The following is a 10482-nucleotide window of genomic DNA, read 5'->3' as shown; positions in this document are numbered from 1 at the left end:
TCGCCATTTCCCGATCGTTCCGCCTTTTCAAGTGCCTCCCCGTCCGCCGCGCCGCCAAGTTGATCCACTCGGGTACGTACGAAGGGTGCCGGACGTCCGCCGCCATCTAAGGCCGCCCTACTGAAAGGCCCTTGTCGGAACCCGCGGGTAGACATCCCGGGAGAAATGCGATGGAAAAGCCGAAACTTCTCGACCAGGTCCGGGCTGCGCTTCGTGTCCGGCACATGAGCTATCGCACCGAACAGACTTACGGCCATTGGATCAAGCGGTTCATTTTCTTCCACAACCGGAAGCACCCACTGGAAATGGGAGAAGCCCACGTCAGCGCTTTCCTGAGCTATCTGGCTGTGGAAAAAAGGGTGGCGGCCCCCACCCAGAATCAGGCGCTCTGCGCCATCCTGTTCCTTTACCGCAACGTGCTCAAGAAAGACCTCGGCTGGATCGACGACATCGAACGGGCCAAAAGACCCCGCCGGCTTCCGGTCGTCTTCACACGGGACGAGGTTAGGGCCATTCTCGCCCGCCTCGACGGAGTCCTTTGGGTCATAGCGGCCCTTCTCTATGGGTCTGGGTTGCGGTTGATGGAATGCCTCCGACTTAGGGTCAAAGACGTCGACTTCACCTATAGCCAGATCACCGTCCGAGACGGTAAGGGGCAGAAGGACTGGGTCACCATGCTCCCGGAGGCGGTTGGGAACACCCCTTCAGCGGCACCTCGAAAAGGTGCGGCTCATCCACGGGACTGACCTCGAAAACGGTTTTGGAAGGGTCAATCTCCCCTTCGCACTGGCCAGGAAATACCTCAACGCCCCGCGCGAGTGGGGCTGGCAGTATGTGTTTCCAGCCTCCAAACTGTGCAGAGACCCCAGGACATCCGCTGTCACACGCCATCATCTGCATGAATCTGTCCTGCAGCGCGCTGTCAAAACGGCGATCCGGGAGGCCGGTATCGCTAAACACGGAAGCTGCCATACGTTCAGGCACAGCTTCGCCACCCACATGCTCGAAAATGGCTGCGATATTCGAACGGTCCAGGAACTGCTGGGTCACAGAGATGTCAGCACAACGATGATCTATACGCATGTAGTCGGCAAAGGAGGGAAAGCGGTCAAAAGCCCGTTGGATTGAAACACGGTGAGTGTGGGGAATTTCCACTACCGTCGGGAATGATGTTCCCTCATGTTTCAGCGCACCTTTTTCTGCGCATAACTCCGGCTTGATTATCGATCGGGCAAATCATCGTAAAAGTCATCCTGAATGTCAATCTAATTTCGTTTAGATATTGAACAGAAAAAGCGATTTGAGCTTGAAGGGCATTTTGGACGTCTTACATACGCTGTATGGGCATGTGTTGGAATTGAAGCAGGCGTGGGAAAGGGAAAGCTATCTCGATCAGCCCGTTAGGCTGCGCTTCGCCGGCCCTGGAACTCCGGCGGATATTTCCCGCGTATGCATGCCCATATGGGCATATACTCGTTGCAGCAGATTTCGGTGATGCGGGGGAAGCAGACTCCAAGGCCAGCCGCTCCGATGCACGAGTGAAAAACCGGACATGTTTTACGTTGATAAATATTGCGGAAGAGGTGCTGCCAACCCGGACCCTATCAAGTGGCTGGTTCGCAGTTGGGCGATGCATCATGATCATGGAGCATTTCTCGGGGAAATGGCTTTACCTTTTTCCATTCTTGCGATTCTGTTTCCGCTTGCCAAAGGTCAAAATTTTTCTGCAAATTAAGCCAAAAGTCCGGAGTGGTATGAAAGGCACGTGACAAGCGCAAGGCCATCTCCGGTGTGACGGCACCTCTTTCATTTATAATTTTAGATAATGTTTTTCTCGAAACTCCGAGCGATTCAGCCATATCCTTGATTGTGATGGATAGAGGCAAGAGATAGTCTTCTTTTATTATGCTGCCCGGATGTGTCGGACATCTCGTCATTCTACGCATTGGCATACCCTCTAATGGTAATCATCGTAATCCACAACATATGCATCACTGTCGATAAATTGAAAAAAAACTCGCCAATTGCCTGATACTTTCACTGCATAAAATCCTTTTTTATCGCCGCTCAACAGGTGAAGGGATGAGCCAGGGTAATTCATATCCTTAATCTCAGTTGCAGCATTGAGGCGGTCGAGGATTCGTTCAAGCCTGTTTGCATGTTCAGGCTTAATTCCTTTCTTGACCCCCGTATAAAAGAATTCTTCCAAACCTTTATGTTTAAACGATTTTATCATTACGTGCAGTGTAACCTGCGAGGTTACGCCTGTCAAGAAGATATTTCCAGGGAAAACCGGGAAAGGTGTATGTATCAGACGCTTGGGCGGCCGTTCCCGTTCTTGTCGATGTTCCGGTCCAGGGCGTAAATCGCCGGGGGATAGGCGTCGCCCTTTTCGTAGTGGGAGAGAACCCCCTTCAGGAGGCTGAAGAGCTCTTCGAAGACCCCGTCGATCACCTCCCCAGGGACGCCGTAATAGAGAAAATTGATGGGCATGCAATCGCCCAGGAGATAGAGGTGCTTGGCGGGGGCGGCCTCTGACGTTGAGGGGGTTTCGCCGTCCAGGAAGGTGATTTTTACGTGGTGGCCCTGGAGGACACGGTTCTGGGGGTCCTTGATCGGGTATTTCTCGACGCGCACCGGTCGCCCGTCGATGGCAGGACGATCCGCGTTCGAGCATTCCTCGATCAGGGCGAGGAGGTCCGTGAACTCGATCGTCTTCGTGGAGCCGCTGGCGAAGAAGAGGTCCCGGGCCGTCCCCTCGGCGATCAGGCGTTCGAAGAAGGGCTTTTTCAAGACCGAGACGCCGGTGACGCCCAGGAACAGATCCGTCTGTTTCCAGAGGCCCTCCGGAAGCGCGGCGGCGTCGGAGAACTCGGAGGAGGTCTCTTCCCGGCCGGTCTGCACCTTCAGGTCCAGCCCCCACACGGACCCGTAGGTGACGCGCTCCTTCAGGGTCCGGAAGAGGAAGCGGCCGATGTTCCCCCTCGAGCCGAGGACGAGGGCGTTTCGGTGCATCATGCACTTTCCGAGGCCGTTGAAGATGGACTCGACCGCGCTGAGGATGGAGTGGGCGCAGGCCTCCGCCTCGACGATGTTCTTGTATCGCGAGGAGGCGATCGTAAAGGCCGGCAGGGCAAGGCCGCCGCACTCGGCCTCCGTTTCCTGCAGCTGGTAGTAGCCGTTGGCCGTGTGTTCGAAGGTCGCGGGGACGATCGATTTCAGCCAGGCGTCGAGCGGAAGCGAATCAGGGAGGTCCTCGGGCGCCTCCACCGCATAGGCTTCGAGCGCCTTGGAGGCGGCAAGCCCGGCGCGGCAGAGTCGGTTCAGGACCGGGGCGACGTATCCGCCGTCTTCGATCAGGAGGAGTTTGCGGCCCTCCTTCCGGGCCGCCACGGCCTCCCGGAAAAAGAGATGGCCGGCCGCAAGGCGCATGGATTCGAGATAGCCTCCGCGCAGCGTTCGAAGGGCCTGATCGAGCCGTGCCAGCCGATCGAGCGGGGAATACTGCCGGGAGAGGATGTAGGCCCCCGCGACCGAGTCGCGAAGCTCGACCCGCTGCAGGGCATGGAAGGAAAACCGCCGGTCGGGGAGGCTCAGGATGTCCTCTAGATAATAGTCCGGGACCACCCCTTGATAGTTGATGAAGAGGGTCGTCACCGATGCGCACTGCGAGGCCTCCAGCGCCCTCACGAAGCCGAGCACCTCCGAGGTGGTGTGGTGGATCAGGAGGATGCGGTAATCCTGGAGCAAATCGGGGCGGGCGGCCTCCTGGCAGGCGAGGAGGTGCGGCATCCGCAGGAGGTGGGCGTGCATGTCCGGCCGTTTGCGCCGGGCCCCGATGGCGATGTTGAGCCGCGCCCCCTTCCGCGAGAGATCGATGTAGACATGGTCCCGGGCATCGAGCATCTCGATGCAGTGGCCGTCCGACAGGGTCTGCATGACGACGTCGTCTTCGAGCAGCACCAGGACCTTGGACAGAAGCTGGACGAAGGTCGAGCCGCCCGAAAGGAGAAGGCTTTCGGCTGTCTCCTGGCTCCAGCTGAAGGCCGCGTCCCGGACGGCCGCGAGTCCGGAGGCGATCAGCAGCTCGAACAGGGCGGCCTGGCGGCCGGGGATCTCGATGTACTCGTGCTGCTGGTTCTGGCACTCGTGGTGGATCCCCACAAAGATCTGTTCGGCCATCGCGGCGATGTCCAGGCTGTAGTGCCTTCGGCCGATGTCCGTGACCACCCGGTGGGGGATCCGCTTCAGGAACAGGCGCGACTGGGCGCCGTCCTCGACGGTGATGCGCAGAAAACGGCCCTCCCGGTCGTGCTCCACCAGCATGAAATGCCTTTGGCCGGCTTCCTTCGAGACATGAAAGGGGAAGAGGACGGCGGCCTCGGCTTCCTCCTTTTTTTGGAAGGCGCGCGGAAAGAGCAATCCGCCCCACTGCGGGAGCTGCACGGCGTCGAAGACGAGCCGCAGATCCCGGACGAACCCCTCCTGGTCCTGGAGGAGATACCCCGCGACGGGGCGGCGGGCGTAGACGACGACATGGGTGACGCCGAGGGCGGCCAGCTCGGCCGTGGTCCCCGGATCGACGATGACCTGGACGAGGACGTCCACCGAGGAATTCCGGGACTGTTCGAGGACCTGCCTGGCCAGGAGGCTGACGAAGCCCGGGAGCCCCGAGAAGACCCTCACGGCGCTCATGTCGATCAGGAATCCGCCGTCGTCCTGCTCGATCAGCGGCACCCCGAAGGACGTCCCCCGGGGGCCGCGCCGGAGATCGCGCCCCGCCGTCGCCTTGCCGAAGCGGGGCGTGTGCATGAGGTTGCTCAGAATCGAATCGATCCGCCGCGTGTCTTTCTCGTCAGCCAAGAGGTCCTTCTCCTCTCATCGCTCCGCCGCTCCGGCCTTCTGCCGCAGGTTCCCGGCCTTCGCCTTGAGCATCTTGAAGTAGTCCGATCCGGTGATCTTCTCGAGATCGGCGCACTGCTTGCCCCGATCGATCTGGATCTTCAGGGTGGTCACCTCGTTGCGCAGATCCTTCTCGCGCTTTTCGACGGCCTGCAGCATGTCCGTGAAGACCTGGGCCATGGTCCCCAGTTCGTCCTGCCGGCTCGAGATGCTTTTCAGCTCCTCGACATGGGTGTAGTCCCCGTCGGCGACCCGCCGGGCGACGCGGGTCAGGCCCAGCATGGGGGCCGTGATCTTCTTGGACAGGACGGCGCAGACCGCCAGCCCCGTGATCAGCACGACCAGCGTGACCGCCCCGAGGCCGTAAAGCTCCTCGACCGCGATCCGCTCGCGCATGGTGATGAAGATGCTGCTCAGCCAGGTCGCCATGACCGTGACGATCAGGAGGTAGTAAACGGCCTGGATCGTGCGTATCTCGACGCGGGCGATCAGGAGGCCGAAGAGCTGCATCAGGGGCGGCACCAGCATGAAGGCCCAGAGGGTGTCGGTGATGAAGATCGGCAGGAAGAGGCTGAAGAGCGCGTTATGGAACGCGACGCGCCCGAGTCCGACCTCGACCCCCGTGGACAGGGCGAAGGGCAGGGCCGAAGCCAGCAGGAGGAGGAGCAGCAGCTTGACGAAGGACAGGATGGAATCGACCGGCCTCGCGCCGAACCGGCCGGCCAGTCCGGGGATGAGCCCCATCAGGCCGTTGGCGAAGCTCCAGTGCAGGGCGAAGAGCGGGCCCTTGCCCGCGAAGGCGTAGCCGAGCATGTCGCCCGACGCCCCCGTGGCGAAGCCGGCGAGCGGGCCGTACAGGACCCCGATGAACATGGGCAGAGCGACCTGCGGCCGCAGCTCCGCAAAACTGCAGCCCGGCAGATAGTATTTTCCGGACAGGAAGTTCGCGATCCCGTAAACGCACCCCATCGCCACGCAGACAGCGGCGATCTTCAAACTCCAGCGGGGCGGGCGCGGACGGACGGAAGCCATAGTGTCAACCTGAAAGGGCGTCCACCATGCGGTTGAACTCGGCGACGATGGGGTGCCCTGGATAGCGGACGATGAAGATCCCCTGACTGGCGAGGGTCATCATCTCATCCGAGTGCATGATGACCCCAGCGACCGGGCAGTTGTAGGTCCGCTCGACCGTGGACCGGATCTGTCCGGCATCGAAGCTTGCCGGCACCTTGTTGATCACGAGCAGCATCTTCGGGACCTCCAGCTCGCGCGCCACCTCCACGGTCAGCGCGGTCCCCTGGTAGTCCTGATAATCCGGACGCATGACGACCAGCAGGGCGCTCGAGACGGCGATGGAAAGCAGGGTCTCCTCGTTCAGGCCCGGGTGGGTGTCGATGATCAGGACGTCCAGTTCGAGCCCCTCGATGAGGGCCCTGAACCCGTCGCTCAGGAGGTTGATGTCGTAGCCGTCGTGAAGGACGCGGGCGATGTCGGCGACGTTGACGCTCGAGGGGATCAGATAGACGGCCCCCTTGCAGCGCCCTTCCAGGGAGGCGCTCACGTCGCAGGCCGTCTGCTCGATGGAACACCGCCCCCACAGATAGTCGTTCAGGGAGTATGCGATCTCTTCCTCGCCGAGGCCGAAGATGACATGGATGCCGGGCGATTGGATGTCCGTGTCGATCACCCCGACCCTCGCCCCGCGCATGGCATAGACGGCCGCCAGGTTGGCCGAGATGTTCGACTTCCCCGTTCCGCCTCTGAATGAATGCACCGATATGATCCTGGCCATGTCGCTTCCTGAGAGAGTGGATGAAAATCGTCGACGGGGATGGGATCGATCCGATGCGACGACATCGGCCGCACGGCTCTACCGTTCACGCGAACCCAGGCGGAGACTGCCTCGCCGATCCCGCGGCCATCATAGACGCCCGGCGGCGATACGTCAATGAGGATGGCACCGGGCGGAGCCGGATGTCATCGAAAAGACCTGCAGGTATGTCCGGGAGGAAGGCGGGCTGGAGCGGGAGGTCTTCGAGGGGGCGCGGGCGGCTGAACGCGGCGGGCGGGTTGGAATGGAAGCTGAATTGGGGAACACGATCATTGCACCTGAAAGCTCGAAACGGCCCGTGCGTTCAGCCCGTCCGTCTTGATGCCGTTGTCGATTAATTCAGTACGCAAACATCGATTGCAGCGTCGAAATGACTTCCACCTGAACTTGAGGGTCAATTGTACCAGCTTTCTTTATGAGCCTGGACTTGTCAATTGTGCGAATCCGGTCCAACACGATTTGACCCTTTCGGCCTTGGAATTCGCAAAACACGCGAGTGGGATAAGCCTTACCGGCTGTGGTCATAGGTGCCACGATAACAGTTCGTATGTGACGGTTCATCTCGTCAGGTGAAATGACCAGGCAGGGACGAGTTTTCTTTATTTCCGATCCCACTGTAGGATCGAGGTTGATCAAGTAGACATCAAAACGTCTGACTACCATTGCCATTCTGTCTCATCCCAAGAATGCGATACCGCTTCCTCGGCATCGACCAGCAGGTCGTCACCATTTTCGGCCATTTGTTGAAATGCCTGATCCCAACCGGCACGGGGTGTCGAAATGGGGCGAATAATGATTGTTTCACCCTCCACAGCAATTTCGACATCCTCGGCTATACCGGCTTGTTCGATAATCGGCTTTGGCAGCCGAATCCCCTTTGAATTACCGATCTTTACAATACGTGCCCTCATGAAATATCTCCTTGAAACATCTGTATGCACATTGTAGGTACCTGAGCGGCCTCTGTCAAGAAAAACTTGGGAATCGTGTGAGTTATACCCTGATCCGCTTTCTGCCAACGGCAAGCTCAGCCGAGGAGGCCGCACCGAGGCCTGACGCCGGTTGGAGCGACGTGTTATCCGTTGACTTTTTTTGACACAGCCTATTATAATGTGTATAAATACACATCATGGATAGCCGAACAATTATCAAGATTCTCAAACAAAACGGATGGAGCGAAGTGGCAAAAGTCGGCTCCCATGCTCAATTTCGGCATCCATACAAAAATGGACGGGTTACCGTACCACACCCCAAAAAGGACATGCCGATTGGTACTGTAAAAAGCATCGAGCGCCAATCGGGAATCAAGTTTAGCTGAGGTGTAACCGTGGCAAACTACATCGCAATCGTACACAAAGATCCCAAAAGTGACTTTGGCATCTCGTTTCCCGATTTTCCGGGCTGCATCACGGCCGGGAAAGACATCGACGAAGCTAAGGACATGGCCCAAGAGGCTCTCACGCTCCATATTCAAGGCATGATTGAAGATGGAGAAAAATTGCCCGCCCCATCAAAGCTCGAAGAGATTATGGCCGATCCCGATTTCGCCGATGCTGTGGCCTATCTGGTCGTTGACGTCCCGGATGCCAGGCCCCGAACGGTCAGGGTCAATATCACCGTTCCCGAAATGACTCTTAAACAAATCGATGCTGCAGCTAGAAAGCGCGGTATGTCACGGTCTTCATTTCTTGTTCACGCCGCACAGAATGCTATTCAAGCAAACCAATCAGAGGCATCTGTTTGATTTAATTACTTTCCATCCGGAAATGGCCTTTTTGGCCAATCTCGGCGTCAATCTGCACGTTTGCTTGTGCGGCGACCACCAGGTCGTCTCCGCGCAAACGCTTGATTTTCTTGATATTGGCCAAACCGGGATCCACCGCGTAGCGCTGGGACTGAGCGGCGAAGCGGTGAAGAAAAATCCTTGAGATCACGTGCTGCATCAGGGGGAAGCCGGCGCCAAACAGAAGGATTTGGTCGAATCTCTCAGTCAATGCCCTCCGAAATGCGGCATCGACATATTTGGTTCGGGCGATAACGTACTCATAAACCCCCTTGGGCACAAGGAAGCGGACAAAGAACTTTCGACATAGAGAAGTGTGAATGAGCACCCTGATAAAGCTTGGGAGAAGACACACGGCAAGATGGTCGTCGCCGTGATAATGGTCTCCTTTTTCCAGAGATGACACCGCGCGTGAAAGGCAAGTCATCTCAGCGGTTCGTGATGTTTTTCTCTCGATTCGTTTATTGATCACTTTCGCAGCCTCACCGGAGCGACTTGCCAATTTCGCCAGTCGATTGACCCAACGGGCTCTTCAGCCGCAGGCTTTAGACTGTCGGCTGAAAGAGCAAGGTTATGCATGATTACTGTAATTTTTCTACTTCAGAATATCGAAAACACGAAACCAAATGATCATTCATTATGCCTACAGCCTGCATATAGGCGTATATGATTGTTGAACCAACAAACGACATTCCTCTCTTTTTGAGGTCATTGGAAAGTGCATCGCTTTCGGCTGTTCTTGCAGGGACATCCTTGATCGTCTTGCGTTTCCCATTGATCGATTTTCCATTAACCCACTGCCAAATGTACGCATCAAAACTGCCGAATTCTTTCTGTATATTTAGAAATACAATCGCATTCTTTCTCATGGCAAACACTTTAAGGCGATTGCGAATAATCCCGGGATTTTTCAACTGTTCTTCGAGTTCACCATCAGTCATACGTGCGACTTTCTCAGGATCAAATCCCTTAAACACCTCACGATATGCCTCCCTTTTGCGTAACACCGTTTCCCAGCTCAACCCTGCCTGAGCGCCTTCCAGTATCAGCATTTCAAAATGTTTTCGGTCGTCATGTACTGGCGCACCCCATTCTTCATCATGATAATGTTCCAACAGGTTTGAATTAGCCCAATCACATCGTTTCATACAGATATATCCTTTTTGCATAACGTTCCGCATCAGCGGGCGCACGCTTTTTGCGATCCGCTGTATGCCGTTGTTCGCCACATTAGTACTTTTTAAAAGAGATCAGTTCGCGTCCAATAAACTTATTGATTGATTCAACGATAACCCCATGCGGCCTTGAAAGACGTTTTTTTTAATAAAACATTGACCACACTGTAATCGATTCTGCGAAGGGCACGCTCTCCTCGGTGAAAATATATGCACCTGTAAAATATGGATGCAAATGAGTTTTTGTCTTTTTAAACTCATCTAAGGAATGACAGCATGAAAAGCATATTATCCTTTGCTCATCATTTGATAATGGTCGGATATGTTTAATTATTTGTTTGGACACTTCGGCCCAGCTTACCGTACCCCCGAGCATGCCAATTCCTGATTTGCCGCCATGACATGCTATGTGTACAAATTGCACAGAATATTTGTATGTGGGGTAGTTCATGAATCGTTCCCGCGATGCAACACAAATGCGTTTTACTCTTGCCCGCATTCCTTTGTTATGAATTATCGACTGGATTGTCTTGCACTCCGTAGCAAGTTCACTTTCGACTTCATGATCGCTCGGAAGGTCAAAGATCAGGTACCCCAGTTTCTGTTTTGACATATATATCTCCTGGCGAACTTTATATTCGACGTCTCAATTGAAGCCGCGAAAAACCTCGATTTGGCTGCCTATTGGATTTAGGCGGCTGATGTGTCGTATAAACCGATCCTGAGGGGATCTAGGCTTCAAATTTGACGCAATCGGATCTTGATATTCACAAGTGATAGCTGTATAAATA

General features: G+C 56.2%; 12 protein-coding genes and 1 pseudogene. 3 read left to right on the top strand and 10 right to left on the bottom strand.

Annotated elements, in window-relative coordinates; genetic code table 11:
- The first annotated feature begins 170 nt into the window (after positions 1-170).
- A pseudogene (locus H567_RS29700) lies at positions 171-1128 on the top strand (integron integrase).
- 476 nt (positions 1129-1604) lie between these two features.
- Here the strand turns inward: H567_RS29700 and H567_RS28155 are convergent.
- The 7 genes from H567_RS28155 to H567_RS0120375 all read right to left on the bottom strand — a co-directional run bounded on the left by H567_RS28155 (position 1605) and on the right by H567_RS0120375 (position 7644).
- The gene (locus H567_RS28155) at positions 1605-1937 is read right to left on the bottom strand and encodes a HigA family addiction module antitoxin (RefSeq protein ID WP_279615012.1); all 333 of its coding nucleotides are present in this window, start codon (positions 1935-1937) and stop codon (positions 1605-1607) included.
- 20 nt (positions 1938-1957) lie between these two features.
- Complete coding sequence (locus tag H567_RS0120400) at positions 1958-2236, bottom strand: type II toxin-antitoxin system RelE/ParE family toxin (protein WP_028322813.1); 279 nt, start codon at positions 2234-2236, stop codon at positions 1958-1960.
- A 74-nt stretch (positions 2237-2310) separates the two neighbouring features.
- A complete protein-coding gene (locus H567_RS0120395; RefSeq protein ID WP_028322812.1) occupies positions 2311-4863 on the bottom strand; it encodes a hypothetical protein in 2553 nt (850 codons plus the stop codon).
- Positions 4864-4878: 15 nt separating this feature from the next.
- A complete protein-coding gene (locus H567_RS27580; protein ID WP_051185167.1) occupies positions 4879-5934 on the bottom strand; it encodes a HAMP domain-containing protein in 1056 nt (351 codons plus the stop codon).
- 4 nt (positions 5935-5938) lie between these two features.
- A complete protein-coding gene (locus H567_RS0120385; protein WP_028322811.1) occupies positions 5939-6694 on the bottom strand; it encodes a MinD/ParA family ATP-binding protein in 756 nt (251 codons plus the stop codon).
- A 378-nt stretch (positions 6695-7072) separates the two neighbouring features.
- Positions 7073-7402: a type II toxin-antitoxin system PemK/MazF family toxin gene (locus tag H567_RS0120380; protein WP_028322810.1), complete on the bottom strand. Its 330-nt coding sequence runs from the start codon at positions 7400-7402 to the stop codon at positions 7073-7075.
- Positions 7390-7644 (bottom strand): AbrB/MazE/SpoVT family DNA-binding domain-containing protein, encoded by a 255-nt coding sequence (locus H567_RS0120375; RefSeq protein ID WP_028322809.1) that lies wholly within the window; start codon positions 7642-7644, stop codon positions 7390-7392. Before H567_RS0120375 ends, H567_RS0120380 begins: the two co-directional genes overlap by 13 nt.
- 218 nt (positions 7645-7862) lie before the next feature.
- Here H567_RS0120375 and H567_RS28150 point away from each other — a divergent pair, with 218 nt between their 5' ends.
- Both H567_RS28150 and H567_RS0120370 read left to right on the top strand, forming a co-directional pair.
- Positions 7863-8051: a type II toxin-antitoxin system HicA family toxin gene (locus tag H567_RS28150; protein WP_084517646.1), complete on the top strand. Its 189-nt coding sequence runs from the start codon at positions 7863-7865 to the stop codon at positions 8049-8051.
- A gap of 9 nt (positions 8052-8060) precedes the next feature.
- Entirely contained in the window at positions 8061-8477 is a 417-nt protein-coding gene (locus tag H567_RS0120370; RefSeq protein WP_028322808.1) for a type II toxin-antitoxin system HicB family antitoxin, read from the top strand.
- A 1-nt stretch (position 8478) separates the two neighbouring features.
- Here H567_RS0120370 and H567_RS0120365 read toward each other — a convergent pair whose 3' ends face one another.
- The 3 genes from H567_RS0120365 to H567_RS28800 form a co-directional block, all read right to left on the bottom strand.
- Positions 8479-8988: a class I SAM-dependent methyltransferase gene (locus H567_RS0120365; protein ID WP_153306300.1), complete on the bottom strand. Its 510-nt coding sequence runs from the start codon at positions 8986-8988 to the stop codon at positions 8479-8481.
- A gap of 109 nt (positions 8989-9097) precedes the next feature.
- Positions 9098-9664 (bottom strand): DNA-3-methyladenine glycosylase I, encoded by a 567-nt coding sequence (locus H567_RS0120360; protein WP_035255504.1) that lies wholly within the window; start codon positions 9662-9664, stop codon positions 9098-9100.
- Positions 9665-9836: 172 nt separating this feature from the next.
- On the bottom strand, positions 9837-10304 hold the full coding sequence (locus H567_RS28800; protein ID WP_153306299.1) for a hypothetical protein: 468 nt from the start codon (positions 10302-10304) through the stop codon (positions 9837-9839).
- Positions 10305-10482 lie beyond the last annotated feature (178 nt).

Source organism: Desulfatiglans anilini DSM 4660, from assembly GCF_000422285.1.
Taxonomy (GTDB): Bacteria; Desulfobacterota; DSM-4660; order Desulfatiglandales; family Desulfatiglandaceae; genus Desulfatiglans; species Desulfatiglans anilini.
Note: the sequence above shows the minus strand (reverse complement) of the source record. Positions and strands in the feature narration are given on the sequence as shown.

What these genes read in the sequence shown, in the direction of transcription:
- H567_RS28155 (WP_279615012.1), bottom strand. Translation starts at nt 1,937, where the DNA reads ATGACGAGATGTCCGACACATCCGGGCAGCATAATAAAAGAAGACTAT.
- H567_RS0120400 (WP_028322813.1), bottom strand. Translation starts at nt 2,236, where the DNA reads ATGATAAAATCGTTTAAACATAAAGGTTTGGAAGAATTCTTTTATACG.
- H567_RS27580 (WP_051185167.1), bottom strand. Translation starts at nt 5,934, where the DNA reads ATGGCTTCCGTCCGTCCGCGCCCGCCCCGCTGGAGTTTGAAGATCGCC.
- H567_RS0120385 (WP_028322811.1), bottom strand. Translation starts at nt 6,694, where the DNA reads ATGGCCAGGATCATATCGGTGCATTCATTCAGAGGCGGAACGGGGAAG.
- H567_RS0120380 (WP_028322810.1), bottom strand. Translation starts at nt 7,402, where the DNA reads ATGGCAATGGTAGTCAGACGTTTTGATGTCTACTTGATCAACCTCGAT.
- H567_RS0120375 (WP_028322809.1), bottom strand. Translation starts at nt 7,644, where the DNA reads ATGAGGGCACGTATTGTAAAGATCGGTAATTCAAAGGGGATTCGGCTG.
- H567_RS28150 (WP_084517646.1), top strand. Translation starts at nt 7,863, where the DNA reads ATGGATAGCCGAACAATTATCAAGATTCTCAAACAAAACGGATGGAGC.
- H567_RS0120360 (WP_035255504.1), bottom strand. Translation starts at nt 9,664, where the DNA reads ATGAAACGATGTGATTGGGCTAATTCAAACCTGTTGGAACATTATCAT.
- H567_RS28800 (WP_153306299.1), bottom strand. Translation starts at nt 10,304, where the DNA reads ATGTCAAAACAGAAACTGGGGTACCTGATCTTTGACCTTCCGAGCGAT.